This is a genomic window from Streptomyces sp. NPDC040545, assembly GCF_055595065.1.
In genome coordinates, this window is sequence record NZ_JBVIWA010000022.1 from 36102 (window position 1) to 62197 (window position 26096).

General features: G+C 72.9%; 28 protein-coding genes and 3 pseudogenes. 20 read left to right on the plus strand and 11 right to left on the minus strand.

The genetic code is table 11. The features are described from left to right. The 3 genes and pseudogenes from ACZ573_RS31820 to ACZ573_RS31830 form a co-directional block, all read left to right on the plus strand. The coding region (locus tag ACZ573_RS31820; protein WP_471310917.1) for an RlpA-like double-psi beta-barrel domain-containing protein at positions 1–528 on the plus strand (528 nt) is incomplete at its 5' end. 208 nt (positions 529–736) lie between these two features. Further along, positions 737–1111: pseudogene (locus ACZ573_RS31825) on the plus strand (MFS transporter); the annotation flags it as partial. A gap of 148 nt (positions 1112–1259) precedes the next feature. Further along, entirely contained in the window at positions 1260–1532 is a 273-nt protein-coding gene (locus tag ACZ573_RS31830) for a hypothetical protein (protein ID WP_471310920.1), read from the plus strand. A 19-nt stretch (positions 1533–1551) separates the two neighbouring features. Here ACZ573_RS31830 and ACZ573_RS31835 read toward each other — a convergent pair whose 3' ends face one another. Both ACZ573_RS31835 and ACZ573_RS31840 read right to left on the minus strand, forming a co-directional pair. Continuing rightward, positions 1552–2157, minus strand: coding sequence for a hypothetical protein (locus ACZ573_RS31835; RefSeq protein WP_471310923.1), 606 nt, complete (start codon positions 2155–2157; stop codon positions 1552–1554). Between the two features lie 246 nt (positions 2158–2403). Further along, complete coding sequence (locus ACZ573_RS31840) at positions 2404–3669, minus strand: DUF6348 family protein (protein WP_471310927.1); 1266 nt, start codon at positions 3667–3669, stop codon at positions 2404–2406. A 238-nt stretch (positions 3670–3907) separates the two neighbouring features. Between ACZ573_RS31840 and ACZ573_RS31845 the strand changes: the two genes are divergently transcribed. From ACZ573_RS31845 to ACZ573_RS31870, 6 genes and pseudogenes are all read left to right on the plus strand, one after another. Beyond that, positions 3908–4198: a hypothetical protein gene (locus ACZ573_RS31845; RefSeq protein ID WP_471310930.1), complete on the plus strand. Its 291-nt coding sequence runs from the start codon at positions 3908–3910 to the stop codon at positions 4196–4198. Further along, positions 4191–4487, plus strand: coding sequence for a hypothetical protein (locus tag ACZ573_RS31850; RefSeq protein WP_471310932.1), 297 nt, complete (start codon positions 4191–4193; stop codon positions 4485–4487). The genes ACZ573_RS31845 and ACZ573_RS31850 overlap by 8 nt, the downstream gene beginning before the upstream one ends. A 509-nt stretch (positions 4488–4996) precedes the next feature. Beyond that, entirely contained in the window at positions 4997–5290 is a 294-nt protein-coding gene (locus tag ACZ573_RS31855; RefSeq protein ID WP_471310935.1) for a hypothetical protein, read from the plus strand. Positions 5291–5435: 145 nt separating this feature from the next. Further along, a complete protein-coding gene (locus tag ACZ573_RS31860; RefSeq protein ID WP_471310938.1) occupies positions 5436–6086 on the plus strand; it encodes a helix-turn-helix domain-containing protein in 651 nt (216 codons plus the stop codon). Further along, positions 6083–7443, plus strand: a pseudogene (locus ACZ573_RS31865) (MFS transporter). The gene ACZ573_RS31860 and the pseudogene ACZ573_RS31865 overlap by 4 nt, the downstream one beginning before the upstream one ends. A 159-nt stretch (positions 7444–7602) precedes the next feature. Then, complete coding sequence (locus ACZ573_RS31870) at positions 7603–8565, plus strand: nucleoside hydrolase (protein WP_471310940.1); 963 nt, start codon at positions 7603–7605, stop codon at positions 8563–8565. Positions 8566–8629: 64 nt separating this feature from the next. On the opposite strand, the gene ACZ573_RS31875 is transcribed toward ACZ573_RS31870, so the two are convergent. Continuing rightward, positions 8630–10126, minus strand: a complete 1497-nt coding sequence (locus ACZ573_RS31875) for a hypothetical protein (RefSeq protein ID WP_471310942.1) — start codon at positions 10124–10126, stop codon at positions 8630–8632. Between the two features lie 76 nt (positions 10127–10202). Here ACZ573_RS31875 and ACZ573_RS31880 point away from each other — a divergent pair, with 76 nt between their 5' ends. Both ACZ573_RS31880 and ACZ573_RS31885 read left to right on the plus strand, forming a co-directional pair. Further along, complete coding sequence (locus tag ACZ573_RS31880; protein ID WP_471310944.1) at positions 10203–10976, plus strand: SDR family NAD(P)-dependent oxidoreductase; 774 nt, start codon at positions 10203–10205, stop codon at positions 10974–10976. A 27-nt stretch (positions 10977–11003) separates the two neighbouring features. After that, positions 11004–11375, plus strand: a complete 372-nt coding sequence (locus ACZ573_RS31885; protein ID WP_471310947.1) for a MerR family transcriptional regulator — start codon at positions 11004–11006, stop codon at positions 11373–11375. A gap of 72 nt (positions 11376–11447) precedes the next feature. Here the strand turns inward: ACZ573_RS31885 and ACZ573_RS31890 are convergent, their stop codons facing one another. Then, positions 11448–11819 carry a hypothetical protein gene (locus ACZ573_RS31890; protein WP_471310949.1) on the minus strand — a complete coding sequence of 124 codons (372 nt, stop codon included), beginning with the start codon at positions 11817–11819 and terminating at the stop codon, positions 11448–11450. 196 nt (positions 11820–12015) lie between these two features. On the opposite strand from ACZ573_RS31890, the gene ACZ573_RS31895 reads away from it, so the two are divergent. From ACZ573_RS31895 to ACZ573_RS31905, 3 genes are all read left to right on the plus strand, one after another. After that, positions 12016–12288, plus strand: a complete 273-nt coding sequence (locus ACZ573_RS31895) for a hypothetical protein (RefSeq protein WP_471310952.1) — start codon at positions 12016–12018, stop codon at positions 12286–12288. Positions 12289–12431: 143 nt separating this feature from the next. Next, positions 12432–12866 (plus strand): hypothetical protein, encoded by a 435-nt coding sequence (locus ACZ573_RS31900; protein WP_471310955.1) that lies wholly within the window; start codon positions 12432–12434, stop codon positions 12864–12866. Further along, positions 12785–13534, plus strand: a complete 750-nt coding sequence (locus tag ACZ573_RS31905) for a HEAT repeat domain-containing protein (protein WP_471310957.1) — start codon at positions 12785–12787, stop codon at positions 13532–13534. The genes ACZ573_RS31900 and ACZ573_RS31905 overlap by 82 nt, the downstream gene beginning before the upstream one ends. A 195-nt stretch (positions 13535–13729) precedes the next feature. On the opposite strand, the gene ACZ573_RS31910 is transcribed toward ACZ573_RS31905, so the two are convergent. Both ACZ573_RS31910 and ACZ573_RS31915 read right to left on the minus strand, forming a co-directional pair. Next, complete coding sequence (locus ACZ573_RS31910) at positions 13730–14062, minus strand: hypothetical protein (protein ID WP_471310960.1); 333 nt, start codon at positions 14060–14062, stop codon at positions 13730–13732. Between the two features lie 703 nt (positions 14063–14765). Beyond that, positions 14766–15428 carry a deoxynucleoside kinase gene (locus ACZ573_RS31915; RefSeq protein ID WP_471310963.1) on the minus strand — a complete coding sequence of 221 codons (663 nt, stop codon included), beginning with the start codon at positions 15426–15428 and terminating at the stop codon, positions 14766–14768. A 402-nt stretch (positions 15429–15830) separates the two neighbouring features. Here ACZ573_RS31915 and ACZ573_RS31920 point away from each other — a divergent pair, with 402 nt between their 5' ends. Beyond that, positions 15831–16481, plus strand: coding sequence for a GNAT family N-acetyltransferase (locus ACZ573_RS31920; protein WP_471310966.1), 651 nt, complete (start codon positions 15831–15833; stop codon positions 16479–16481). Between the two features lie 85 nt (positions 16482–16566). On the opposite strand, the pseudogene ACZ573_RS31925 reads toward ACZ573_RS31920, so the two are convergent. The 5 genes and pseudogenes from ACZ573_RS31925 to ACZ573_RS31945 all read right to left on the minus strand — a co-directional run. After that, positions 16567–16673: pseudogene (locus ACZ573_RS31925) on the minus strand (transposase); the annotation flags it as partial. A gap of 396 nt (positions 16674–17069) precedes the next feature. Beyond that, positions 17070–17534, minus strand: a complete 465-nt coding sequence (locus ACZ573_RS31930; RefSeq protein ID WP_471310969.1) for an Imm49 family immunity protein — start codon at positions 17532–17534, stop codon at positions 17070–17072. 27 nt (positions 17535–17561) lie between these two features. Further along, the gene (locus ACZ573_RS31935; protein ID WP_471310972.1) at positions 17562–19412 is read right to left on the minus strand and encodes a serine/threonine-protein kinase; all 1851 of its coding nucleotides are present in this window, start codon (positions 19410–19412) and stop codon (positions 17562–17564) included. A gap of 192 nt (positions 19413–19604) precedes the next feature. Then, positions 19605–19856 (minus strand): EF-hand domain-containing protein, encoded by a 252-nt coding sequence (locus tag ACZ573_RS31940; RefSeq protein WP_471310975.1) that lies wholly within the window; start codon positions 19854–19856, stop codon positions 19605–19607. A gap of 345 nt (positions 19857–20201) precedes the next feature. Further along, positions 20202–21428 carry a cytochrome P450 gene (locus ACZ573_RS31945; RefSeq protein WP_471310978.1) on the minus strand — a complete coding sequence of 409 codons (1227 nt, stop codon included), beginning with the start codon at positions 21426–21428 and terminating at the stop codon, positions 20202–20204. 255 nt (positions 21429–21683) lie between these two features. Between ACZ573_RS31945 and ACZ573_RS31950 the strand changes: the two genes are divergently transcribed. The 5 genes from ACZ573_RS31950 (at position 21684) to ACZ573_RS31970 (ending at position 25931) form a co-directional block, all read left to right on the plus strand. Further along, positions 21684–22349 carry a molybdopterin-dependent oxidoreductase gene (locus ACZ573_RS31950; protein ID WP_471311123.1) on the plus strand — a complete coding sequence of 222 codons (666 nt, stop codon included), beginning with the start codon at positions 21684–21686 and terminating at the stop codon, positions 22347–22349. Then, positions 22291–23001, plus strand: coding sequence for a cytochrome b/b6 domain-containing protein (locus ACZ573_RS31955; RefSeq protein WP_471310981.1), 711 nt, complete (start codon positions 22291–22293; stop codon positions 22999–23001). The genes ACZ573_RS31950 and ACZ573_RS31955 overlap by 59 nt, the downstream gene beginning before the upstream one ends. Positions 23002–23062: 61 nt before the next feature. Beyond that, complete coding sequence (locus ACZ573_RS31960; protein ID WP_471310984.1) at positions 23063–23206, plus strand: hypothetical protein; 144 nt, start codon at positions 23063–23065, stop codon at positions 23204–23206. Positions 23207–23283: 77 nt separating this feature from the next. Further along, entirely contained in the window at positions 23284–24636 is a 1353-nt protein-coding gene (locus ACZ573_RS31965; protein WP_471310986.1) for an MFS transporter, read from the plus strand. A gap of 5 nt (positions 24637–24641) precedes the next feature. Next, entirely contained in the window at positions 24642–25931 is a 1290-nt protein-coding gene (locus ACZ573_RS31970) for an anhydro-N-acetylmuramic acid kinase (RefSeq protein WP_471311126.1), read from the plus strand. Positions 25932–26096: the final 165 nt, after the last annotated feature.

Sequence of the window (26096 nt, forward strand, 5' to 3'; positions counted from 1 at the left end):
AGTGGGACGTTCCCGGTGGGGACGAAGTTGAAGGTGACGAATCTGGACAACGGTCAGTCGACGACGGTGGCGGTGAACGGTCCGTCGGGTAGTTGTGTGCTGCTGAACAATGCGGCGTTCGAGAAGGTGCGGGAGCCGGGCAAGAACCTGATCCGGCGGGCGCGTATCGAGCGGGTGGGTGGTGGCGGTGACGCGGCGGCTCCTGCGGCCCCCGCGGCTCCTGCGGCTCCTGCGGCGGGTGCGTCCGGTGGGGCGGGTGCGCAGGTGCCGCCGGCGACCGGTGAGGTGGTGTGCCCGGGGTCGACGGTGACGTTGTCGGGTGAGGGTGGTGCGCCGGCGGCGTCGAGTGGGACGTTCCCGGTGGGGACGAAGTTGAAGGTGACGAATCTGGACAACGGTCAGTCGACGACGGTGGCGGTGAACGGTCCGTCGGGTAGTTGTGTCCTGCTGAACAACGCCGCGTTCGAGAAGGTGCGGGAGCCGGGCAAGAACCTGATCCGGCGGGCGCGCATCGAACGCGTGGGCTGAGCGACCGGAGCCCGTCCGGGCCTCCGAGGTCACGGCGGGGCACGGCGCGCGCCGTCCCCGCCGTAGCACGCGTAGCACCGGCGGCCGACTCCACCGATCACGAGCCCGAGGCGGAGTCGGCCGAGTGGACAGGGGCGGACAGCACTGAACCGTGATCGCCCCCGCCGGCCCTGGATAGTGGACACCGTCCGCATCGAGTCTGGGCGCCATGAACCTTGGACGCACGAAGGACGGGCCCGGCGCCCCACCCCGCCAGGGGGCAGCACTCGCGGCCCTGGCCGCAGCGCAGTTCACCGTCATGCTGGCCACCTCGATCGTGAACGTGGCGCTCCCGCAGATCCGCTCCGGAGTGGGCCTGTCGGACGGCGGCACGACCTGGGTGGTCAACGCCTACGGCCTGGCGTTCGGCGCGCTGCTGCTGGCCGGGGGCCGGGCAGGTGACCTCTTCGGCCGTCGCCGGGTGCTGCTCGCCGGCCTCGCGGTGTTCGCGGGGGCCTCCCTGGCGGCGGGGCTGGCCGGCTCTCCGGGCCTGCTGATCGCCGCCCGCGCCGTGCAGGGCGTCGGAGCCGCGGCCGTCGCCCCCGCCGCTCTCGCCCGTCCTGACCACCGCCGCCGCCCTGCGGGCGCAACGAGGTGCCACCCCACCGGAGATCCTGTCCGGCAAGCTGCTCGGCGCCGCATGGATCGCCGCCTTCACCGCCCTGTTCCTCGCCATCACCGGCCTCACATCCGTGCTCGACCAGCCGCAACTCCAGTCCGTCCTCTGGCCCGCCGGCTCCGGCCTGATCGTCGGCCTGCTCTATCTCGCCGAGGGCGCCGTACGACGCAACCTGCTGCACTACGGCCTCGGCATCTGGCTCGCCCTGACCTCCACCGCGGCCCTCTCGCTCACCGCTCCCAGCCTCTACTGGCTCCTCGCTGTCGCGGGCGGCGGGGCCTACGCCCTCGCCGCAGCCCTCGAACACCGCCGCCTCCACTCCCTCCCGGGCCACCCGCGCGCCTGACGTTCGGCTTCTTCGCCCGTCAGGGCCGCAAGCCGGCCCGCCTGAGGGCGATCTCGGAGAGGTCGGCGATGACTTGCCGGTCCCCGCGCCGCCAAGCGTCCGCGAGACCGCCTGGAGGCGTGGGGAGCGCCGCGAGGTCGCCCAGCCGTCCGGTGAGGGCGCGCAGGGCGAGCAGGTCGGCGCCTCCGGGTGCGTCGAGGAGGCGCCGCATGGTGATGCTGCGCCGGATCCAGCGCAGGCGCGCGGGGAGCCACAGCAGCAGTACGACGGCCACCGGGGCAACGATCAGAGCCAGTGTGGTCAGGTTGGCCACCTGGCTGACGGCGTCCTGGAGCGACTGTCCGGCGTCGGCGATCCCGGAACTGGCGTCGGCAGCGGACCGGAGCGGCTTCTTCAGGAGGTCGCCGACGAACGGCACGTTCGAGGCCGCGTCGCCGGCGTTGCCGAGCTCGGTGGCGAGGCTGTCGCCCGAGCTTTCGACCCTCCGGCCGGGCTCAGCCAGCAGCATGATGGCATCGTGGACGGCCAGGGCGAACCACACGGCCGCGGCCATCAGGACCACCGCGATCAGGTCCGCGAGAATCTGGCGGTTCCGACGTGCTGGAGTCTGTGCGTACAGGCGCATCGGCGGGCTCCCGTTCGGGTCGGACGTCGAGGAGGACCGGCCCCGCCGGGCGAGGCTCGGCCGCTCTGTCGACCGTACGCCGGGCTCGGCCGTCCCACCGGTCCCTGTGGACGAACGTCCGCTATGCGACGCCTGGTCGGCGCACGTACTCGCCGAGCGGGACGGGCCGAGCCAGGGCGGCGCCGACGGCCGATGCCCCGCAAGTCCGCCGCACTACGGGGCACCGAGTGCGCAACTGGCGGGTGCTCAGGAGCGGGCCGGCCTGGGGGCGCCGTCGCCGAGTACGAACTCGGCCGGCCAGCTCTCGCGCAGGATCCGGGCCAGCAGCGGGTGCTCGGAGTCGAGAACCTCGCTGGGCCGGATCGAGCCGTCCGCCGCCTCCCGCTGCCCGCCGAGAAGGACGGGTGCCTGGAGCAGCTCCTCGCCCCACGGCTCGATGGCGTTGGCGAACAGGCCCTCGAAGCGGTGCCCCTCCAAGGTGCCGTCGTGCACCCGGCGGGTGTAGTCCTCGATCGCCTCGGCGGCCAGGCGCACCCAGGCCAGGTGGACCACGGTGCGGCCGTCGTCGAGGCGGATCGGCAGCCGGACCTTGAGGAAGTTGCCAATGCCTCGGGCGACCATCACCGCGCCGGTGTCGGCGGTGACCCGCTCCGCCCGCTCGGCCGGGGAGAGTGCGGCGATCAGGTGGGGGAGGGGGTGGGCGAAGCCGGGATGCTCCGGGTCCAACGTGCCGCCGCAGTCGCACCCGCACCGGCCGGCCGCGTTGCCGTGCCCCTCCTCGCCGGAGCCGACGGGCAGCACCAGGGTGAAGGAGCGGGCGACGGTGAAGACGGTCGGCTCGGGCAGGCCGAGCGCGGCCAGCGCGGCGGACGCGGCCTCGTGCCGCTCGCCGTTGACCCGGACCTCGGCCTCCACGGCGCCTGGGGCGCCGCCGTAGAAGACCCGCACACCGTTGAACCAGGGTGACTCCAGGTCGGCCGTGAAGGTGTCGGCGATTTCGCGGAGTACGTCCGCCTCCACCAGTGCCTTCTGGAGGCGGAGGTTCTCCCGGTCGGACAGCCCGTAGGCCAGCACGCCCGAGGTGATGGACCGCCACCCCGGCACGCCGTGCTCGTCATCGGGACCCCGATGCCCGGCGAGCTCCTCACGCCCGTCGAGCAGCTCGAGCAGCTCGAGCAGGCAGACGCCGGCGGAACGGGCCCAGAGGCCGGCCGCTTCGCGCTCCGTGGTGACCACTACGACGCAGTCCACGAAGCAGGGCACGTCGGGCTGGATGCTCACGTCCGGGAAGGCGATCAGGTCGTAGTGCCGGTCGTCCCCGTGCCCCGCCGGTCCGACAGCGACGGCCCAACCCTGCTGGCTGAGCAGCGAGTTGCCCTTGAGCTCGGCGCCCGCCGTACAGCCGGGGGCGACCTCCTCCAAGGCGTCGCGGACCAGGGCGAGGAAGTCGAGATCGGGCAGTCGGCCCGCGCGGGGCTCGGTGCGGCGCAGGCGGCGGCGTATCCAGGACATGCGGAGGATCATACGGAGGTGGTGGTGGCCGTGGACTACATACATTTCCGTGGTCAGCGTGTGATGCCGGCGCCGTGGTGCGCCGACGCCGTGGTGCGCCGACATCGTGGTGCCGGCCCGGCCGGCCGCGCAGAGCCGTCGGTGACCCGGATCTGCCGGAAGGCGCCGATCCGGCCCCGGTGGTCGACCGTGAGGGTGCCGGCAGGGCAGACTCTGAGCAGAAGGAAAGGGGCGGCCGATGACCGCACAGCCGATTCACCGGCACGAGCCGGAGCGAGTCCCGCGCAATGCGAGGGGCATCGCCGACGCGCTGACGCCGGAGGCCGCGAAGGAATTCTACGCCGAACTCCTGGCCGCCCGGCCGGAAGAGGCGAAGGGCGTACTGCTGCGCTGGTGGGGACGCGCGATGCTCGAATCCGATCCGGGCCGGCAGCGCCGGGTCGAGGCCGCACTCGCGGGAACGACACCGACGATCGCGGTGCAGGACATGCTCGACCGGCGACGGGCGGCGGGACTGCCCGTTGAGTGAGACCTTCGACGACGGCTCCGAGGGCCTGCCGTGCGTACTGTCCGAGGACGTCACCTCCTTCATGATCGACCCTGCGCTGCCGCCCTGGGCGATGGGCCCGATCGTGGCCGCGATGGTCGAGATCGGCGAGACCCGAGGACTCGTCGCCGGCAGCACAGCGGCGGAAGACTGGCCGGAGTGCCGGCTTCTGCCGCTCGGTGAGGACGGGGCGCTGGGCGTCGTCGAGTACGTGATCGCCAAGGAAGCGGTCCCGCCACAGGTGATCGTGACCCGCATCCTGCTGTACTGAGGACCCGCGAATGGCCCGGCCGACGATGCGCCGGTACGCACGAACGGCCACGACAGAAGCGGTCCCCTCTGCCGTCGGCTTCCCGTCCAGCTCCCTGCGGAAGCACAGGTCCTTGAGGAGATAGCCGGGAGTGGTCTTCGGCTGCGGCCCGGTGGCCTTCCAGCCCGCGGCCGGAGCCGCGGCCCAATAGTGGTCGATCACGGCTTGCGGACCGCCGTCGTGCGTGTAGTACGTGTCGGCGGTCAGCCACACCTCGGGTCCGCTGTCGTCCAGGCACTCGGCGCCGCTCGCGCCCGGCACCGGGTTCGCCCCTGCCGGCGTCGGCGCCGGCGGAACGGCAACGGCCGATAGCTCAGCCGGGCGTTGCACGCGAGCGTCACCGGACAGGACCGGCGCGCTGTCGGCGATGATCATATCGGCGTGCTCCCTCGGTGCGATCATGTGCTCAGCCGTTCGCCCGACCGAGACTCTCAACCTCCGGCAGCGTCGTCCCCTACAGTTCGGAAGCCATGACGGCACTTTCATCCTTCACCTTCGTGCGCCACATCGACGGGCTCCGCCACCACTTCGAGCGCGACGGCGAGCGCAACGGCCGCCCCGCCTTCCGCCGGACGGACGGGCACGTGTGGTGTGTCTGGTCGCCGTCCGACGGCTGGCATTGCGAGATCGCCGACGGCCTCGTCACCGCCCATCCGCTCAACGGCCGCGGAGACGAACCCGACCCCCCGGCCACCGTCTGGCGCAGCTTCAAGGACGACCGCTCCTACCTCTACGACCTCCGGACCCTCGACCCCGAAGCCTGATCGATCCACCGGACCGCGCCTGATGCGCCGCGCGGCGCGACGTCCCGCGAACGGCCGCCACCTCCCGGGCGGGGTGGCGGCCCTTCCCCAAAGAAATTCTGCAAAAATACTTCTGGAAAGCTTCCGAGGGCTCTAGCCTCCCTGCATGGTCAGCGAAGAACAGAGACGCGTACTCGATCCTGAGCGGGACGCCGCAGCCCTGAAGGCCCTCACGCACCCGTTGCGCATCCGGCTGCTCGGGCTGCTGCGGCAGGACGGCCCGGCCACCGCGAGTGAGCTCGGGGTCAGGACCGGGGAGTCGTCCGCTTCCACCAGCTATCACCTGCGCGTCCTGGCGAAGTACGCGTTCGTCGCCGAGGCAGAGCACCGGGACGGCCGGGAGCGGCGGTGGCAGGCGGTGCACTCCGTGACCGCCTGGAGCAACAAGTCGATGGAATCCTCACCGGGCAGCCGCGCCTTGCTCAGCCTGTCTCGCAGGGCCCAGATCGAGCACCTGGAAGCGTCTCTCGTCCGGCACGAGGCCGATATCGCCGACGGACGGCTGCCGCCGGAGTGGGTGGAGCCCGCCGGGATCAGCGACTTGATGCCCCGTCTGACGCCCGAATCGCTCACCGAACTCCGGGAGGCGTTCGCCCGGAAGCTCGGGGAACTGACCGCTCGTGATGCAGGGGATCCTCGCGCGGCGCAGGTCGTACTCCTCACCGCAGCACTGCCCCTCGCGCCACGCGACTCCGCCGCGGAGCCGGACGTCTCGGGCCCGGCGGCGACGGCGACGGACGCCGAGAACGCGTCATGACCAGGCCGCTGGACATATCCACCGCACGCCGCCGCTACATCACGGTCTGCGCGCTCTTCTGGTTGCCGCTGGGCCTGAGCCTCGCCCCGCTGATCCTGCTGCTCACCGAGCGCGGCATGACGGCGGCGACGATCGCGGGCCTGTTCGCGGCGCACTCGCTGACGGCGGCCGCACTGGAACTGCCCACCGGAGGACTGGCCGACGTCCTGGGACGCCGCGCCGTCCTGTTCACCGCCGGCCTGCTGAACCTGACCGCCCTGGTCCTCCTGGGTCTGTGCTCCGCTCCCTGGCCGCTCGCCCTGGGCATGGTGCTGATGGGTGCGGGCCGTGCCCTGTCCAGCGGGCCGGCCGAAGCCTGGTACGTCGACACCGTCCACGCGGACGCGGGGCCCGGCGCCGATCTGCGCCCCGGCCTGGCCGGCGGCTCCTCCGCGACCTCCGCCGCGCTCGCCGCGGGAACCCTGCTCGGCGGCGCCCTTCCCTGGCTGCTCGGAGTCGGCCCGGACCTTGGCGCCGGGCTGCGCGAAGCCTCCTCCGGGCTGGTACTGCCCTGTCCGTACCGCTGTTGCTGGGCGCCGCGGTCGAGATCGCCTTCCTGCTGTACGTCGTGACCGCTCTGCCCGAGCCGCCCCGGCCGGCGGCCGCCCTGCGCGACGTACTCCGGGGCGTCCCGGCCACCGTCGTGGGCGGACTGCGTCTGGGCGGTCGGGACACGCTGGTCCGCCGGGTGTTCCTCGGCGCGGGTGCGGCCGGCAGTGCGCTGGTCACGATCGAACTGCTCATGCCGGGACGCGCTGCGGCCGTCACCGGCGCGTCGGAGTCGGGGGCGGTCCTCTTCGCCGTACTGGCCTGCGCCGGATTCATCTGCTCCGGCTTCGGCAGCCACCTCGCGCCGCTGACCGCCCGACTGGTCGGCAGCGGCGAGCGCGCGGTCATGGTGGGCCTCGGCGCCGGCGCGAGCGGGCTGCTTCTGCTCGCCGCCACCGCGGCGTCCACCGGAGCGGGCGCCCTGGCGCTCTCGGCCACCGGCTACGGCCTGCTCTACCTCGGACTCGGCACGGCGGGACCCAATCAGAACGACATCCTGCACCGCCGCGTCACCCGTGCGGGCCGGGCCACCGCGCTGTCGGTCCAGTCCCTCGCCCTGCAACTGGCGGGAGCACTCACCGGCCTGGTCGTCGGGGTCCTCCCGCCAGGCCCGGTGCCGTGGCTGCTGGGAGGCACCGCGCTGCTGGCGGGATGCCTCCTGTGGGTTCGTCGGAGCGGTCTCGCACCGTCGGTTCCGGAGGCGACGAAGCGTCAGCCGCCCGCAGTTTCCCTCTCCGTGCCCGAAGAAGCTGCGCCCTTCGAGGTCTGACCCTCTCAGGGCCGGTTCGGGGGTGTGAGGGGTCTCCCGCACTCCTGTCCGGTGGGCAGGCGGTGGACCGACCGCACCGCGGTCCGGGCGAGGCGGTGTGGTCAGGGCACCGGCCCGGCGGCACACTGGAGTTCCACGCCCCGCAGCGCCAGGAGTGACGTGCCCGTCCCGATGATCATCGACTGCGATCCCGGCCATGACGACGCCCTCGCGATCATGCTGGCCGCCGGGGACCCGGCGGTGGACCTGCTGGCCGTCACCACGGTCGCGGGCAATCAGACCCTCGACAAGACCACGCTCAACGCCCGCCGGGTCTGCACGGTCGCCGGGATCACGGACGTCCCCATCGCGGCCGGCTGCGACCGGCCGCTCGTCCAGCCGCTCGGCGTGGCCGCCGACGTGCATGGGGTCACCGGACTGGACGGGCCGATGTTCCCGCCGCCCACGGTGGACGTGGTCCCGGAGCACGCCGTGGACCTCATCCACCGGCTGCTGGCCGAGCATCCCGAGCCCGTCACCCTCGTCCCGACCGCGCCCCTGACCAACATCGCCCTGCTGCTGACGCGGTACCCGCAGGACGCCTCCCGTATCCGCGAGATCGTCCTGATGGGCGGTTCGACGGAGCGCGGCAACCGGACCCCGGCCGCCGAGTTCAACATCCTCACCGACCCGGAGGCCGCCGACATCGTCTTCCGTTCGGGGGTGCCGGTCACCATGTGCGGGCTCAACGTCACGCACCAGGCACTGGCCACCCCCGAAGTGGTGGCCCGCTTCGTGGCCCTGGGTACGCCTCTCGGGCGGACCTGCGCCGACCTGCTGACCTTCTTCGGGTCCACGTACCGCGAGCTGTGGGGGTTCCCCAGCCCACCCCTGCACGACCCCGTGGCGGTGGCCCGGGTCATCGATCCCGGGCTGGTGCGCTGCGTGGACGCCCACGTCGCCGTGGAGCTGTACGGCCGGTACACGCGCGGCGCCACCGTGGTGGACCTGCACCGCTCCATGGGGCGCCCGGACAACGCGCGCGTGGCCGTGACCCTGGAGACCGGCCGGTTCTGGGACCGCGTGGTCGCCGCCGTCGCGGTGCTCGGCGGCGCGCCGGCCCACGGGCCGGCGCCCTCCTGACAGCGGACGAACGGACGAACGGAGGCACGGAGGCACGGACGGACGTCCACCGCCGTCGTGCCCGTCAGCGCGGCAGACGGGCCGAGTCCAGCAGGGCGTGCAACCGTACGGCCGGCAGCCCGGGGTTGGCCGCCGCTCCTTCGGCGGTTGCCGGGTCCTGGAGCAGGGTCTCCACGGTGTCCCGGGAGAAGAGCGGGTTGGCGGCGGCCGCCCGGCGGACGTGCTCGTCCGGATCCGTCAGCAGTTCCACCGGCGCCCGCCCGGTCGGATCGGCGGCCGCGAGCGCCCGTACCTCCGGGTCCTCGTGCCCCAGCAGGTGGGCCAGGCCGGTCCGCGGCAACCGGGACTGCATGAGCAGGTGGGGGCGTTGCTCGGGGCGGGCGACGAAGGCCGCGAGGACGATCGCGGGCGGGGCCAGGGGGTGCCAGGAGGCCAGCCGGTGACGTACGTCCTCGTCCGGGTCCTCCGCCAGCCGGCGCACCAGGTCGGCGGGGAGCGTCGCGCATTTGGCGGCGGCCCGGCGCAGCATCACTTGCTCGGACACCGCGCACTCCCGGTACCACTCCAGGTCCGGCTCGCCGTACGGTTCCAGGATCGGGCAGCTGCAGTCGTCCGCGCCCGCGCTCATCTCGTGGTCGACGGCCTCGCACTGTGCCTTGGTGCGGGGGAGCGGCTGTACCCGGGCACGGGTACGTACCCGCTCGTCGGGGTCCTCGGCGAGCTCCGCCCACAGCGCGGCATCGAGGTCGGCCCGGGCGGCGACGCGTTCGCGGACCCGGGGGTCGACGTCACGGGCGAGCCGGGCGCAGGCGTCGCGGGGCGTGTACGGGTTGCAGGCGAGGGCCCACCGGCACTCCGGATCGGCCAGGGACGCCTCGACGACGGCCTCCGACAGCGCGTAGTTGATGAGGATCGACCACCGGTGATGGCAGGCATGCTCCGGAAGGTCTGCCTCCATGGCCGCGGGGTCCTCCGTCCGCGCGCCACGTTCGGCGGACGCCCGGACGTCCGGATGCGGGTCCGCCAGCAGGACCTTTCGCTGCTCGGGGGTGAGCCAGGACCACGGCCCCGACGCGTAGATCCGCAGTGCGGGCAGTTCGTGCCTGAGCATCCTGCGCATGAAGGAACTGGGTATCTGACACGAGGACACCAGCTCGGACGCGATCTCGTTCGCCGTGAGCAGTCCGGTCTCGCCGGCTTCCTCGGCGGTCAGCAGGAATATGAGGGCGTCGTCGGGCAGCGGCCGGGGTTGCCGTAGGCGCGGGCGGGGTCCACCGGCGACACTCGCGCGGACGAGGCAGTGGGGGTCCTTGACCAGACGGGCGCGCTGGGCCGGCGGGACGTGGGGGTTGCGGGCGAAGGCCCGGCGCACCTTGTGGTCCGAGTGCGCGACCACCACGTCCATGACCTCCTGGGGAAGCGGGCGCTTCTCGCACAGGATCTGCCGGGCCTCCCCGGCGGCCGGGTCCAGCAGTCGCAGCAGGACGCCGGCCGGGGCTCCCGTGTTGGCCGCGACCCCGCGCAACCACAGATCTGTAAGGGCAGAGGGCGAAGTGGGCATCCGGCCATCATGTCAGTTGCCGTGGGGCGTTGGCCGACCGGCAGTTTGACCTTGCCACTGGCGGCAAGGTTGAACGATGACGGGCATGGACAACAACGCCGAACGGCAGCACAACAGGATCGTCGTCGTCACCGGGGCCGGCACCGGGATCGGCCGGGCCACCGCTCGCGCCTTCGCAGCCGAGGGTGCCCACGTGATCGCGGTCGGACGTCGGGCCGAACCGCTCGGCGAGACCGCCGCCGCCGACCGGGCCCGGATCACCCCGCTGGCCGCCGACATCACGGGCGAGGGCGAGCCCGAGCGGATCGTCAGGAGGGTGCTGGAGACGCACGGCCGGCTGGACGTGCTGGTCAATAACGCGGGCATCGTGCGCAGCGGCGCGCTCGGCGCGCTCACGCCCGAAATGATCGCGCCTCAGATCGCCACCAACCTGGTCGCGCCCATCCTGCTGGCGCAAGCCGCACTGCCCGCTCTGGAGACCACCGGGGGCGTGATCGTCAACGTCAGCACCTCGGTGGGCCAGCGGGCCTGGCCGGGCAGTTCGGTCTACGCGGCGACCAAGACCGCTCTGGAACTGCTGACCCGGAGCTGGGCGGTGGAGCTGGCGCCCCGGGGGATACGGGTGGTCGCGGTCGCCCCCGGTGCGGTCGACACCCCGATCGGCGAGCATCAGGGCCTGGCACCGGAGCAGATGGCGGCGGTGCGCACCTGGCAGCTGGCGCACACCCCGATGGGCCGGATCGGCCGACCGGAGGAGGTCTCCTGGGCGATCACCCGGCTTGCCGCGCCCGGGGCGTCGTTCGTCACCGGAGTGGTACTCCCGGTCGACGGCGGGGCTGTGGTGGCGTGATAGGAGTGGCCACCGGAGGTGGCAGAGGTGCGGACAGGCGAGTTGGCGAAGGTGACCGGGACGACGGCCCGTGCGGTGCGGCACTACGAACAGGCGGGGCTGATCTCCTCGGAGCGGGCGGCCAACGGCTACCGGGTCTACGACGAACGGGCGGCGGTGCGCGTGCGCAACATCCGCTACCTGCTGGCCGCCGGGCTCACGCTGGAGGACGTACGGGTGTTCGCCCCGTGTCTGGACGGAAACGTAGCGGCGGCGGAGCCTTCGGTCACAGGTCTGCGCGTCGCGGTGGAACGGCTCGTGGTCCTCGACGAACGCATCGCTGCCCAGACCGAGGCCCGCGACCGACTGGCCGCGGCGCTGCGGCAGGTGTCCGGCGGCCTCGTCCGGCCGGTGTCCTGACGGATCGACGGGAACGGTACGACACGACCAGGGGTCCGACGGCCACGGACGGTCCTGCCAAGGACCGTTCGTTCAGCCGAGGTTGAGGGTGCGGGCCACGAACGCCAGCGACAGCGGAGTCCCACCCGGTTCCGCGGTGGTCGTGGCCTCGGGAGGCGAGCAGCGATCCTCGTCCGCGGGCTGCTCGACCGCGAAGAGGGGATCCGTTCCGGCCAGTTCGTAGAGCCTGACCAGCTTCATGGCCGCCTCGACGGAGGCCTGCTGCTGTCCCTCGTGCCGGTGGCACGGGCCGCCGCCCGTCGCGATCACGCACGGCTTGCCCTTGGCGTTCGGTACCCGGCACCGCACCACGGGATCATGTGTGTGGCACAGTCCCGACGGTCGCGCGTCGACCCGGCACCGTTCGCCCTTCTTCGTCGCCGCACGGCACTGATTCGCGATCATGACCGCCAAGGCTACTCGGCGCGCGCCGGCTCCTCACCAAGCGCCCCGGTCGCCCGGGGGCGGGCGCTGCGGACCTGGGCCGGTGAGGTGAACCTGTACGTCGGATGGCGGCGGGGCGGGTGGCAGCAGTGGCAGCCCGCCGGGGCGGGCCCGAGGCTCGTTCCCGGGGACGACCACGAGGAAGGGACAGCAGTCCATGCAGCATGCCGAAGAAGAGAGCGTCGCCGCGTGCCCGATCGGTACGGTGGGCCGGCATCGGAGCCGAGCCGGACACCTGCGGACCGCCATCAGGCGGACCAACCTGCTCCCGGCGTTCCTGGTGCTCACGGTCATGATGGTGGCCCTGTGGCTGACGGGCATGCCGTTCCTCCAGGCCCTGACGATTTCCACCGCAGTGAAGATCGCGATGGTTCTGCTCGAACTCCGTCGGCTGCCCGGCCCCGGCGGTCCGACCGGGCCGTCCGCCTGAGGGATCGCCTGGCCGCATGCTCGCCCGCACTGGCAGGATTCCCCGGACGGGGGACGGACGTTCGGGAGCGGGCCGCAGAGGGCCCCACGGAGCCGAAGAACGCCGGGGACCCCACGGGGCCGAAGAACGCCGGGGTACGGGCCGTGCTGGACGGTCTCCTGCACGGCGAGGATCCGGTGCTGCGGGTGGCGGCCGTGATCGCCGCCGCACCTCTGGACCCGCGGGTGGCGCTGCGCGCCCACCCCATGCTGCTGGAGATCCTCGCAGATCCCGCGCTCGCCCCGGAGTTCGGGAAGGTCTGGTACACCTTCGACCGCGAAAGCCCGTACGAGCGCAATGACGTCGCGGCCCGGGTCGTGGAACTGCTGGAGCTCGACATGGCGGTGGCGACCTCGTTCGTGACCGCCCTGGCCGGGACCGGGAGCCGGATCGGCGATGCGGAGCTGCGCCGGTGCGCGCTGGACGAGGCGTGGCGCCTGCTGGTGCCCGGCCCTCCGTGGAAGCGGCCGTGCTGCCGCTGGCGGCCGGGCTGCTGGCCGACCCGGACGACGACGTGCGCCACCAGGCCGCGCATCTGATGGCGGTGCTCGGCCCCAGGGCGGCACCGCACGCCGACCGGCTCGCGGCGCTCCTCGACGACCCCGGAGAATCGAAGTTCTTCGACGGCACCGTCGGTGACCACGCGCGGTGGGCCCTGACCCGGATCGGGGACCCTCGCGCACTGCCCGGGCTCGTCGAGCGCCTCGTCGCGCCCTACCGGGAGGTGCAGGGCTACGGCTTCTTCCCGGGCGAACCGCGGCTGCCGGAGGTCGCCGACGTCCTCCGGCCGCTGCGCGCACACGCCGCAGTGCTTCTGCCCGCCGTACGGGAAGCCCTTCGGGACGAGGTCTCCCGCGCGGGGTGGCTGGTCGAGGACCTCCGCAAGGTGCTCCGCGCGTGGGGGGAGAACCCGCTGCTGCCCGGTGAGCCCGCGCCGTACCCGCAGCCGTGGGAACCGCCGTTGCCGGAGCCGGCGCGGGCAGAGGCGATGGTCCTGGCATTCGCCGCCGCCGGGCAGTGGCACTGGACGTTCCCCACCGCCCTCGACGCGCTCACGCACCACGGAACCCTCACCCCACCGGTCCGGGAAGCCCTCACGGCACTGGCGGCCGCGGACCGCCGGTTCTCGGAGTACGGCGACTACCGGGCGGTCCTCCAGGACGAGGAGATCCGCGCACGGATCGACAGGTTGCTCGCGCAGCCGTAGCCGCTTCCCAGGCCGTGTCCGCAAAGCCCCGCCTGCCCCGCGGCGCCTGGCACCGCACCTCGTCCCCCAGACTCCGTCCGGGGGACCCCCAGGTTGTCGGGCGCGCCCGAGTACGTCCAGTACAGGGGCGGCCCTCCGCCTTGCGAGGCAGGGCGCCAGACGCTGCGGGGCCCGCCCTCCGGGCGGCCGGCGCTACTAGGCGGACCTGCGGCGCAGAGCCCGGCGGACCACGTACAGGACGACGAGCAGCAGGATGACGACGACCACGACGATCAAGAGCTTTTTGAACAGCCCGCTCTTCTTCTTGGTCTTCTTGCCCTTCTTGCTCCCGGTGGTGGCCTTGACCTGGGACGACGTCGGTGCGTGGACACCGGTTGCCACGCCGGCGCCGGCGCGCAGGCCACTGTGCGCAAGCGCTGCGGCGGCAGGAGCCTGCCGGGCCGCCGGAGCGGCCGCCGAGGCGGTTGCCGCCGGGCCCAGCAGCAGCCCTGCGAGCACGAAGAGCGGGATGAGTGCCGCTGCGGCCATCGGGCGCTTCTTCGGATTGCTGTTCGTTGTCACTGTTTCCCCTGTTCTCCCCTGCCCCGGCCGGGCCCGGTGGGATCCGGAAGGCCGTGGCTTGGAAGCATCGTCGACGAGTTCGACCGCCCGGGCAAGGACTTGGAGGCAGCGGGCGCCCTCACAGCGTACGTGCGCCCGTCAGCGGACCCCGGGCGAGGGCCGGGACTCCGGCAGTCTGGGCGCGCGGGGACGGGCGACGACCAGGTGCGGGGTGCGGGGTGTGGGGCGGGAGTTGGGGCCGGGGTTCGGGGTGGGGGAGGGGTACGCGTGGTACCGGGGCGGTGTTTTCCGGAGGGTTCCGTTCACCGGCACGCAGGGCGGCCACGGGGTCGTAGAAACCGGTGGGGGCGAAGCGGCCCGCGGCCGGTGTGAACGGTCGGGCAGGGTGCGCGGCGTCGCGGGGCCGGGACCCGGAGAGCACGGCAGCCGCGGAGGCCGCAGAAGCCTGACGGCGAGGACCGGGGGTTTCGCTGGACGGGGTCATGACGGCACTGTCGGCGCCCGGGCGGCACCGGTCGTGTACGAACCGCTCGCCCGGAGGCCGCCGCCGAGGGCCGCCGGCCGGGGCCCGCCGCAGGGCCTGCGCCCGGACGGTGCCCCGCCCGTCCGGCCACAGCCTCGCCTCCGGGCCGCAGCGACCCTGGCCGGCAGGATCAGGAACCGGGGAGGCTCAGACCCGGTGCGCGACCGTCGCCAGGGCGTCCTTGACTTCCTGCACCACGCGGGCCGCGTCCTCGGGGTTGTTCACCACGTCCGTGTGGTTCATGTCGATGACGAGGACCTCGCTGGCCGAGTAGTGCTTGTGCACCCAGTCGTCGTAGCCGGACCACAGCGTCCGGTAGTACTCGACGAGGCTCTCGTCCTGTTCGAAACCGCGGCCCCGCAGTCCGATCCGGTGCAGCACCGTCTCGAAGTCCGCCTTGAGGTAGACCATGAGATCGGGTGCCTTGCGGTACGGCAGGCCGTCGATCTCGCGCATCATCTCGTTCAGCAGCCCCTCGTACACCTGCATCTCGAGGGAGCTGATCCGGCCCAGGTCGTGATTGACCTTGGCGAAGTACCAGTCCTCGTAGATGGACCGGTCGAGGACGTTGTCCCCCTGCTTGTACGCCTCCTTGATCGAGGCGAACCGGGTCTGCAGGAAGTAGAGCTGCAGCAGGAAGGGGTAGCGCTTCGCCTGGATCTCTTCGGGGCTCGCCGTGTAGAAGAGCGGAAGGATCGGGTTGTCTTCCACGCTCTCGTAGAAGACGTCGCTGCCCAGCTCCTTGGCGAGCAGCTCGGCCACACTCGTCTTGCCGATGCCGATCATGCCTCCGACGCAGATCACTGGCATACCTCACTTCTCCCTGGGGGTCTTCTGTTCGTGGGCGGGTGGGCTGGGCGCCCCACACCACTGAGACGCACGCCGGCGCTCACGCGATTCCCCGGGATCTTCATGATCAGCGTCATGTGGTCGCCGTCCGGACCAGGGCCTTGACTCAGGCTGCTCTCCTCGACCGGTCGGCCTGACCGTTCCGCAGCCGCCGCGCAGAGCGACGAGCCGCAGCCCGACGGCCGCCTTGAATCTTAAATGACGATCAGCTCCTCCTCGTCCAGGGCGCCCGGCACCCTCCACGGCCCGGCCCCCTCCGGAGCTCCTTCTGGAGGTGCCTATAGTTAGGGCAGCCTAACTTTGGGCCGTGCGAGCGCCCTCCACCCCCGCCGGTCCTTGCCGACCGAGCAGAACGGAACCTTTATGAGACCCGAGTCCACTCCCCTCGTCTCCCCGCGCGCGGACGTCCTGACCGAGACCGTCGAAGGCTTCGGCACGGTCCGCTTCACCCCGGTCGACCCCGTCGCGGACTCCGCCGTGCTGCACGCCTGGGTCGTCGAGGAGCGGGCGCGGTTCTGGGGCATGAACGGCGTCAGCCGGGAACTGGTCCAGGAGATCTACGAGGACGTGGACCGCCGCGACACGCACCACGCGTTCATGGTCCGGCTGGACGACGAGCCCGTGGCGCTCTTCCAGACGTACGAGCCCACCGAGGACCGGGTCAGCGAGTGCTACGCGGTGCGGGAGGGCGACATCGGCGTCCACCTGATGCTGGCACCGGTGACCGGCCGCCCCCGGCCCGGATTCAGCAGGACCCTGATCGGGTCGCTCATCCGGTTCACCTTCCGCGACCCGGCCGTCCTGCGCGCGGTGGCCGAGCCCGACGCCTCCAACGACAAGGCCCTCGCCCTGCTGAACCGGCTCGGCTTCGTCCGGCAGGGCGAGATCACCCTCCCGGAGATCGACCTGCCCGAGGTGTACCTCCCGCAGAAGCGGGCCGTGCTCGCATTCCTCGACCGCCCCGCCGTCCTCCCGGCCGCCGTGGCCGCCGTGGCCGCCGTCAGCCAAGCCTGACGGCTGATCCGCAGACGATTTGCAGGCCCCCTCGCAGGGTTGGTCGTGGATCCGGCGAGGGCGAGGCTGCGCATCCGGGCGCTGCCCCGTCCGCCTCCCAGCGAGCGACCCGCTCAAGATCGTCTGCCACGGGCCGTACCGCTCCGGGAGATCACGCCACGGCGCCCCGGTCCGCAGCCGCCGCAGCACACCCTCGGCCCGCCACAGCATCAATGGCCAGAAGGCTCGCGGTCCGACTCGCGCGCCGCGTCTGCCACGAACCGGCTCAGCCGGTAGGTGCTCTGTTCCACAGGGCGCCGACACAGCGTGTCGATCCGGACGGGCGATTCGTCGGTCCCCGTCTCCCGAAGACGGCGCAAATGCGCGCGCAGCTCCGCCGGGTCCCTTGTCTCAAGGACCACTTCCCACTGGCCTGCGTCCGGCGCAGTGCGAGCAGCCGGCCGCTGCCTCCCAGCCTCTTGCCGCCGCTTCCGCTTCCCCTGTCCTGGCATCGACCCAGATTCGCCGGCCGGCGCCGGCGCGACAAGTGATTGCGCCAAGCACCCAAGACACACGCGGTGATCGTTTGTCACACACACCCCAGCAGCCCTACCGGCCCGGGGCGCGCAGGAGGCCCGTCGGCAGGTAACCGGAGCGCACGTTCAGCTCCCGGCCGTGTGCCTGTACGGCGAGGGCCGCCAGGGCGACGGCCATGACCGGCAGCAGCGTCCGCGGCGCGGCATCCGGACCGGCGCCGTCGCGGTGTTCCAGGAGACGGCCGGTCAGGGCCTGCTCGAACGCGGGCTGGTCGTCGTCGAGGAGTACGCGCAGCAGCCGCTGGTCGGCGGTCGGCGCGCCCGCCGCATCGAGCCGCGCGGCGGCCGCGGCGCGCTCCTCCGCGTCCGGTTTGCGCAGGGGCGGCACCGCGGACGCGACCCAAGGAGAACTGGGCGTCTCCACCACGTGGAGGTAGGCGCAGAGCGCGTCCATCTCCGCGAGCTCGGCGGGCTCGGAGACCGACCTCAGGGACGAGGCGTTCCCGCTCCACGAAGGCCTCCTCGGGATCGAAGGCACCGAAGGGGAGCGACTCGGATGCCCGTCCTAGTCCTTCGCCGCGGCCTCGGCATTGCGCCAGACCGTCAGGTCGACGGTGATGAACCTGGTCTCTTCCTTCACACCCGACCTGCCGCGGAAGGTCGCCAGCGTGATGTGGCCGGCCTTGCTCAGCACACAGACCTGCGAGCCGTCCGTGAGCTGGTCGAGGCCGATCTTCTCCGTGAAGCGGGTCACGGCGCGGCAGGTCTCCAAGGAGCCCTTCTCGGAGTTGTTCAGCAGGACGAGCTTGCCGTTCGCGGTGCCGAACTTCTCGTCCCCGAACAAAGTGTCCCGGTAGTAGAAGAGGTCTCCGTGGCCGTAGAGCACCCCGGCACCGGTCGGCTCCTCGGCCGGGCGCGGCGGGTTGTCGGCGAACATCAGCTGGTGGTTCTGCGGCACCTCGATGCCCTGGTACGAGACCGGCTGCGGGTCGGGCCGCTTCTGCGCGGCACCCGAAGAGGCACCGCCGCCGGACGCCTTGTCGCCGCCGCCCTTCTCGGAGCCGTCGGGCAGCAGGGACCCGATGACCGCGAGCCCGATGACCGCCGCCGCGACCGCCCCGATGACGATCAGCCCCGTCCGCTTGGGGCGTGGCGGAGCGGGCGGACCGGGAACGAAGCCCTGGGCGTGGAACGGCGGCGGCGTGCTGTGGCCCGGGGCGTACGAGGGCTGGGTGTACGGGGGCTGCTGCTGCGGCGGCTGCTGGTACGAAGGCTGCGGGTACGAGGGCTGCGGGTACGGGGGCGGCGTCCGGTATCCCGGCGGTACGGCCCCGGGAGCCCCCGGCGCCGGAGCCGTCTGCGTCGGCGCCGCGGCGGCCACATCGGTCGGCATGTGCCCGGGCGCGGCGGGTACCGCCGGGGCCGGGGGCTGCGGCGCCGCGACCTCGGTCGGAGTCGGAGCAGGTGCCGGAGCCGGAGCCGGTGCCGGAGCGGGAGTCGGCGCCGGAGCGGGCAGCCGTAGCCGCTCGGTGATGGAACCGGCGACGGCCTGCGGCAGCCAGTCCTCGCCCTGGCGCAGCGGTGCCTCCGAGGCCGCGTTGCACAGCTCGATGACCTCGGTCAGGGTCGGGCGGTCGGCCGGGTCGCGGCTGAGGCAGCGGGTCACCACCGGTCGCAGTTCCTCGGGCAGGGCGCTGAGGTCGGGGTCCTCGTGCACGATCCGGTAGAGCACCGCGTGCGAGGGCCCGTCGCCGAAGACGGACGCCCCGATCGCGGTGAAGGCCGCGATCTGCCCGAGGGCGAAGACGTCGGTGGCCGGGGTGACCGTCCCGGCCGAGGCCTGTTCGGGAGCCATGAACGCCGGCGTGCCGACGCTGACGCCGGTACTCGTCAGGGCGGTGGAGTCGGCGGCCCGGGCGATGCCGAAGTCGATGACGCGCGGGCCGTCGGAGGCGAGCAGCACGTTGGCGGGCTTCAGGTCCCGGTGGACGATGCCCGCGCCGTGGATGACGTGCAGCGCCTCGGCGACCCCGACCGTCAGCAGCAGCACGCTGCGCACCGGCAGCGCGCCGTGCCGGGCCACGGCGTGGGCGAGCGAGGGGCCCGGCACGTAGGCCGTGGCCAGCCAGGGCTGGGCGCCCTCGGTGTCCGAATCGATGACCGGTGCGGTGTAGAGCCCCTGGACCCGCTCCGCGGCCCGCACCTCCTGCTGGAAGCGCCGCCGGAACTCGGGGTCCTCGCTGAACTCGGGCCGGATCACCTTGATGGCGATGGGCCGGCCGCCCGGTGTGTAGGAGAGGTAGACCTTGCCCATGCCGCCCGCGCCCAGCACGGCTGCCAGGCGGTAGCCGCCCACGACGGCCGGGTCGTCCGCCTTGAGCGGCTGGAAAAAATCGGCGGAAGGTGCGCTGCCCATGGGGACCCATCTCTGATTGCGGCGATCCAGCACACCTGCCGGCGCCCCGAAGTCAACCGAGAGCGTACCCAATGACCGGACCGGACCGGACCGGCCCCGCCTCACCCGGTCCCGGACCGCCGCGCCGACCCGGGGAGTTGGCGGCGCAGGCCGCGGTCGTCGAACGGCGGGGCCTGCTCGGCGGGTCCGCCGTTACCAGCCGAAGCGCCGGTCGACCACGGCCGCGAACTCCTCGAACGTCAGCACGCGGTCGCCGTTCTGGTCGGCCGCGTCGAAGAGCGCCGAGGAGTCGTCGCTGTCCCCGACGCCCCAGACGGGGATGGCTCCCTGCGCCGCGAGGGTCGGACCTTTGGAGCGCAGGGCACCGATGACCTCGGCGCGGGTCAGCGTGCCGTCCTGGTCGAGGTCGAGGGCGTCGAACAGGCGCCGGGCCTTCTCACTCATCACGTGGTCCTCTCAGCGGTACACGCGCCGCCCCGTGGGCGGCGCGTCCTGTACGTGAGGACGTCATGGATCCCTGCGGGGTTGCCCTGCCCGTGCCGGTTTCGGCGGGGCCGGGCGTGCTCACGGGTGAATCCCGGCTCCCCGGCGGTTGAAGGGAAGCCTGCCGAGTACGAGCGCCATCACGAGACCGCCACATGCCGGCAACAACCGGCGGCAACCGGCGGCAACCGGCGGCGGGGCGAGCGGGAGACAAGGGCGGGCAGGCCGCGGCCCGGCCGGCGCCACATCCACATCCACATCCACACCCGCACCCCGCGCAGCTCGGACGAGTGAATGGCCGCCGTGTCACCAGGTGACGTACAGGGCCTGCGGTGAGCGGTGGATCAGCGTCGGCCGCATCTGCGGCCGGGGACGGTCGCGGTCCAGTCGCAGCTCCGGCATGCGACGGATGAACAGCTCGAGGGTCAGACGGAGCTGATCGCGGGCCAGCTGCGAACCGGGGCAGCCGTGGGTCCCGTACCCGAAGGCCAGGTGCTGCCGGTTCGCGGGCCGGGTGATGTCGAACTCGCCCGCTCGCTCGTACCGTTGCTCGTCGCGGTTGGCCGAGCCGTACGCCACCAGCACCGTGGCTCCCGCGGGCAGCTTCACCCCGGCGAGCGTCACCGGCCGGGTGGTGGTCCGCCGGAACGCCTGGATGGCGGTGTCGTGGCGGACGGCCTCCTCCACCGCCGCCGGGATCAGGGTGGGATCGGCGCGGAGCATCCGCCACTGCCGCCGGTCGCCGAGCAGGTGCAGCAGCATGGTGCCGATGAGGGCGCTCGTGGTGAGGAATCCGGCGATCAGCAGGTTCTGCAGGCTCGTCACCAGTTCGTGGCGCTGTTCGAGGGTGAGCTCGCTGTCACCGGGGGCCAGGGCGGCCACCATGGTCGAGCACATGTCGTCCCGGGGCCGCTCGCGCCGGTCGCGGACGTACCCGTCCAGCAGGTGCTGGAGCGCGACCACGTCCTCGGCGGCGGCCACCTGCCTCTCCGGCGACAGCGGGCGGAACAGCAGTTCCTCGGCCCGGTAGCCGCCGTGCACGGCCGCGGGCACGTCCGCCGGGTCCAGGCCGATCAGCCGTCCGACCACCATCCCGGGCAGCCGCCGGGCGTACGCCTCCACCAGCTCCGCCGACCCGTCCGCCGCGAAGCCGTCCACCAGCTCGCTCGCGCACGTCCGGGCGTACGGCAGCAGCGCTGCCACCCGGGCGGCGGACAGCCCCCGGTTCAGCGGAGCCCGGTGCCGCCGGTGGGCCGCGCCGTCACTGGACACGACGGTGGGCCGGGGGCCGAACCCTCGCGGCAGGACGCCGAGCGCCGCTTCCGAGAGCGGTATGTCCGGCAGGAGCGCATGGGCCGAGGAGAAGTCCTCCGCGCGCAGCAGCACCTCCCGTACGTCCCGGTCGCGCGCCACCAGCCACGCGTCGAACTCGGGCACGTACGTCAGCCCCTCGGCCCGGCGGGCCCGCTCGTAGAGCGGATAGGGATCGCGGTACAGCTCGTCGCGCCGCGCCTGGTCGTCGTGCCGAGCCACTGGGACCTCCGGATCGCGGGCGGGACCGGGCCGGGGCCACCGCCGCGGGTGACCTCCGGTGCGCCGGGTCATCCTGCCCGAAATGCGCCCGGCCCGGTAGGGCGCCTGCCGGGAGACCGGAAGGATCTGTGACGGAAGTCTGACGTCGCACCGTTCTCCCTGGCCTCCAGCACCCCGGGGTGCTGGAATCGAGGGGTGACGACAGACCACCCCGACTTCGAGGGAACCCCCGTCGGTCGCCGTCTCGTGCTCGGCATGCTCGGGCTCGGCGCCGGGGGCCTCGCTGCCGCTCCGTACGTGCAGCGCGGGATCGAGGCCTTCCTCGGGGCCGCCTCGGACAAGGACCCGACCGGGCTCACCGGGCTGCTTCCCAACGGGGGCGGCTTCCGCTACTACTCCGTCGCCACCTCCGTACCGCGCAAGGACGAGCAGAACTACCGGCTCACCGTGGACGGCCTGGTCGAGCGCCCTGCGACGTACACCCTCGACGCCCTGCGCGCGCTGCCGCAGAACCGTGTGGTGAGGGACGTGCAGTGCGTCACGGGCTGGCGGGTCCCTGAGACCCCCTTCGCCGGCGTCAGGCTGTCCCTGTTGCTGGACGCCGCAGGTGTCCGCCCCGAGGCCAAGGCGATCCGCTTCACCTGCTTCGACGGCACGTACAGCGAGAGCCTCACGCTTGCGCAGGCCCGGCGGGACGACGTGTTGGTCTGTCTGCAGATGCAGGACGAGCCGGTCAGCCACACGCACGGCGGCCCGGTCCGGCTCTACGTCGCGCCGATGTACTTCTACAAGTCGGCGAAATGGCTCTCCGGGATCACCGTCACGTCCGAGGTGCGACCCGGCTACTGGGAGGAGCGGGGCTATGACGTCGACGCCTGGGTCGGCGGGTCCAACGGGCGCAGTGACACCCCGACCGTCTGAACCGGCCCGACGGGTCGCCAGGTTCACCCGTGCCGAGCGCTGGGTCCACCGCACGACCGCCGCGCTGACCCTGCTGTGCGTGGCGACCGCGGCCGCTCTGTACGTACCGCAGCTCGCCGAACTGGTCGGCCGCAGAGATCTCGTGGTGACGGTCCACGAATGGGCCGGGATCCTGCTGCCCGCGCCGTTCCTTGCCGGTCTCGCCTCTGCTGCCTTCCGGGCCGATCTGCGCAGGCTGAACCGCTTCGGACCGCACGACAGGAGGTGGCTGCGCGCCGTGCGGCGACGGGACCGACGGCGCGCGTCGCGGCCCGCGGGGAAGTTCAACGCCGGCCAGAAGATCTACGCGTCGTGGATCGCGGGCGCTGTCCTGGTGATGCTGGCGACCGGTCTGCTGATGTGGTTCACCCACCTGACACCGCTGGTGTGGCGCACCAGTGCCACCTTCGTGCACGACTGGCTGGCCCTGGCCATCGGGGTGGTGCTGGCCGGGCACATCAGGATGGCGCTCGCCGACCCGGAGGCACGCAGAGGGATGCGCACCGGGTCCGTCGAGCGCCCCTGGGCGGAGCGGGAGCACCCGCTGTGGCTGAGGGACGAGCCGAAGGACAAGCACGCCGAACGGCCGGAGGAGGATACGGAGGCCGGCTGAGCGAAGCCCGGCGTACGCCTGCTTCGAGCGGACCCATGACCTGCGCGTCTGCCCGGCGGACATGGACGTCACCGGCTGGTACGCGGAGTTCCACCCGGTCTCGCACTACTGGCCGACGCAGCTCGTCGAGAGCTCGCCGGTCCTGGTCCTGGGCGGTGTCGCCCTGTACGCCGCCTTCCGGCTGGTGGGCACCCGGCGCGCCTGACCCCCCCCGCAGGAGCGGCGTACGGCAGATGGCGGACGGCACTTGTGGAGCCGCCCGCGGGTCAGCACGCTTGATCCATGACCACACCCGTCCCCGGTCCGGTGCGGCCTCCTGCGACGGTCCGGCCGGACGACGCGCGCCGGGCACTGGCGGCGGGATCCGTCGGCAACTTCATCGAGTGGTACGAGTTCGGGATCTACGGCTGCTTCGCCACCGTCATCGCGGCGCAGTTCTTCACCCCGGCGGGCGGCAGCGAGGTGGAGGGCCTCGTCAAGGCGTACGCGTCGTTCGCCCTGGCGTTCTTCTTCCGCCCGGTCGGGGCCGCGGTGTTCGGGCGGTTCGGTGACCGGGCGGGACGGCGGCCCGCGCTCGTCCTGGTCGTCTGCCTGATGACCGGTGCCACGGCCATGATCGGCCTGTTGCCCACGTACGCCTCGATCGGCGCGGCCGCGCCCTGGCTCCTGACCCTGCTGCGGATCCTGCAAGGACTGTCGGCGGGCGGAGAGTTCGGCGGGGCGGTCTCGGTCATGACGGAATGCGCGCCACCGGGCCGCCGGGGCCTGTACGGGGCCTGGCAGTCGTTCACGGTCGCGCTCGGCCTGCTCGCGGGCGCCTGCGTGGCAGTGGCCCTGGCGAGCGTACTGACCACGTCGCAGCTGTACGGGTGGGGCTGGCGGGTGCCGTTCCTGCTGACCCTGCCGCTGGGGCTCGTCGCGCTGCGGCTGCGGTTGCGGCTGCCCCCGGACGCGCCACCCGCCGTCGCGCCGGGCGGTCGCGCGCCGGGCGGTCGCGCACCGGGAGGCGCCGGGACCCGAGGCGGGCCCCGGCCGCGTCCCGGGGAGACGGTCCGGGTCGTGGTGCTGGCGGTCGGCCGGATGATGGGCTGGTCGGCGGCCGGCTACACCTTCCTGGTGGTCATGCCCTCCTACCTGCAGAGCACGCTCGGCACCAGCTTCCAGCGGGCCCTGCTCGGCACCGTCCTGGCGAACCTGGGGTTCGCCGCGTCGATCCTGCCCGCCGGCAGGCTGAGCGACCGGATCGGGCGGCGGACGGTGATGGTGGCGGGGGCCCTGCTGGTCGCCGTGCTCGCGCTCCCGCTGCTGCACCTGGTGCGGGACCCCGGCGGACCGGCGTACGCGAAGGGGGCGGCGCTGTTCGCCGCGGGCGCCGGCGTCGGCCTGATGGCGGGTCCGGGGCCCGCGATGCTGGCCGAGATGTTCCCGGCCAGGGTGCGCTGCACCGGGCTCGGGCTGGCGTACGCACTGTCCACCGCCGTGTTCTCGGGCTGTGCGGGACTGATCATCACCGAGGTGGTCGAGCGGACCGGGAACCTCGACGTCCCCGGGTACTACGCGGCGGCGACCTGCGCGGTGAGCGTCGCCGCGCTCCTGACGCTGCGCGGCGACGACCACGAGAGGGCGCTGCGGTGAGCGCCCTGCGCGTGGTCGGGCTGATGTCCGGCACGTCCTACGACGCGATCGACGCGGCCGCCGCCGACCTCTGCCTCGACGGCGACACGCTGGTGCTCACGCCCCTGGGGATGGTCAGCACGGCCTACGACGACGATCTGCGGGCGGACCTGGCCGGGGCCCTGCCGCCCGCCCGGGCGGACCTCGCCACGGTGTGCCGGCTCGACACCCGCATCGGACGGGCCTTCGCCGCGGCGGCGGTGCGGGCGGACGAGGAGCTGTGCGGCGGCCGGGCCGACCTGGTGGCGTCGCACGGGCAGACGGTCTTCCACTGGGCCGAGGACGGCCGGGTGCACGGCACGCTCCAGATCGGCGAGGCGGCCTGGATCGCCGAGGCGACCGGCCGGCCCGTCGTCTCCGGCTTCCGGACCCGTGACGTGGCGGCCGGGGGACAGGGGGCGCCGCTGGTCAGCATCGTCGACGTGATGTGGCTGCGGGGCCGGCCCGGGGTGCCGGTCGCACTCAACCTGGGCGGGATCGGGAACGTGACGGTCGTACCGGGCGGGGCGCAGGGGACCGGGGGCGAACCGCTGGCCTTCGACACCGGCCCCGGCAACGCGCTGATCGACGCGGCGGTGGGCGCGCTGGCGGGGCGCGACGCCTCGGGCGAGCCGTACACGATGGACTCGGACGGAGCTCTCGCGGCGCGCGGCGCGGTCCACCCGCCGCTGCTGCGAAGGCTGCTGGACGACCCGTACTACGCCCGTCCCGCGCCGAAGACGACGGGCAAGGAACTCTTCCACCTGCCCTATCTGCGCGCGGCGCTGGGCCCGTGCGGGCCGCTGCCCGCCGAGGACGTCGTCGCCACGCTGACCCGGCTCACGGCCCGGACCGTCGCCGACGCGATCCGGCCCTTCGGGGCGACCGAGGTGATCGCATCGGGCGGGGGGACGCGCAACCCGGTGCTGATGGACTGGCTGCGGGAGGAACTGGGCGGGGTCGGCCGGGCCGGCGGAGCCGGCGCGGCGGGCGGGTGCGTGGTGCGCTCCTCGGACGAACTCGGGCTGCCCGCCGGGGCGAAGGAGGCGTACGCCTTCGCCGTACTGGGCTGGCTCACCGCACACGGTCTGCCGGGAACCGTCCCCTCGTGCACGGGCGCCCGGCGCGCGAGCGTCCTCGGCTCGATCACGCCCGGCGGCCTTGGCCTGCGCCTGCCACGGCCGCCGGAGACGGCGCCGGTCCGGCTGATCGTCGGCGGTGGGCGAGGTCGTGCAGAGCCTCGACGGGGGCGTGCGTCATGGGACGAGCACGCATGAGAGCACTGACAGGACGGTCCCTGTCCCTTCCGGAGGCAACCTCCGTGCCGGGGCGGGTCCCGGCCGGGCAGGTGGCTGCGACCTGCTCGAACGCGTTCGGCTCGACGACCGCTCCTGCCTGGCGCACGACCTCGTAGCCGGAGATGCCGGATCCGCCCTTGTCAC

Bases quoted from the DNA above. Each gene is read 5' to 3' on its own strand.
- ACZ573_RS31835 (WP_471310923.1), bottom strand. From the start codon at position 2,157: ATGCGCCTGTACGCACAGACTCCAGCACGTCGGAACCGCCAGATTCTC.
- ACZ573_RS31840 (WP_471310927.1), bottom strand. From the start codon at position 3,669: ATGTCCTGGATACGCCGCCGCCTGCGCCGCACCGAGCCCCGCGCGGGC.
- ACZ573_RS31845 (WP_471310930.1), top strand. From the start codon at position 3,908: ATGACCGCACAGCCGATTCACCGGCACGAGCCGGAGCGAGTCCCGCGC.
- ACZ573_RS31855 (WP_471310935.1), top strand. From the start codon at position 4,997: ATGACGGCACTTTCATCCTTCACCTTCGTGCGCCACATCGACGGGCTC.
- ACZ573_RS31860 (WP_471310938.1), top strand. From the start codon at position 5,436: ATGGTCAGCGAAGAACAGAGACGCGTACTCGATCCTGAGCGGGACGCC.
- ACZ573_RS31875 (WP_471310942.1), bottom strand. From the start codon at position 10,126: ATGCCCACTTCGCCCTCTGCCCTTACAGATCTGTGGTTGCGCGGGGTC.
- ACZ573_RS31880 (WP_471310944.1), top strand. From the start codon at position 10,203: ATGACGGGCATGGACAACAACGCCGAACGGCAGCACAACAGGATCGTC.
- ACZ573_RS31890 (WP_471310949.1), bottom strand. From the start codon at position 11,819: ATGATCGCGAATCAGTGCCGTGCGGCGACGAAGAAGGGCGAACGGTGC.
- ACZ573_RS31895 (WP_471310952.1), top strand. From the start codon at position 12,016: ATGCAGCATGCCGAAGAAGAGAGCGTCGCCGCGTGCCCGATCGGTACG.
- ACZ573_RS31910 (WP_471310960.1), bottom strand. From the start codon at position 14,062: ATGGCCGCAGCGGCACTCATCCCGCTCTTCGTGCTCGCAGGGCTGCTG.
- ACZ573_RS31915 (WP_471310963.1), bottom strand. From the start codon at position 15,428: ATGCCAGTGATCTGCGTCGGAGGCATGATCGGCATCGGCAAGACGAGT.
- ACZ573_RS31920 (WP_471310966.1), top strand. From the start codon at position 15,831: ATGAGACCCGAGTCCACTCCCCTCGTCTCCCCGCGCGCGGACGTCCTG.
- ACZ573_RS31935 (WP_471310972.1), bottom strand. From the start codon at position 19,412: ATGGGCAGCGCACCTTCCGCCGATTTTTTCCAGCCGCTCAAGGCGGAC.
- ACZ573_RS31940 (WP_471310975.1), bottom strand. From the start codon at position 19,856: ATGAGTGAGAAGGCCCGGCGCCTGTTCGACGCCCTCGACCTCGACCAG.
- ACZ573_RS31950 (WP_471311123.1), top strand. From the start codon at position 21,684: ATGCTCGGGCTCGGCGCCGGGGGCCTCGCTGCCGCTCCGTACGTGCAG.
- ACZ573_RS31955 (WP_471310981.1), top strand. From the start codon at position 22,291: ATGACGTCGACGCCTGGGTCGGCGGGTCCAACGGGCGCAGTGACACCC.
- ACZ573_RS31960 (WP_471310984.1), top strand. From the start codon at position 23,063: ATGGACGTCACCGGCTGGTACGCGGAGTTCCACCCGGTCTCGCACTAC.
- ACZ573_RS31965 (WP_471310986.1), top strand. From the start codon at position 23,284: ATGACCACACCCGTCCCCGGTCCGGTGCGGCCTCCTGCGACGGTCCGG.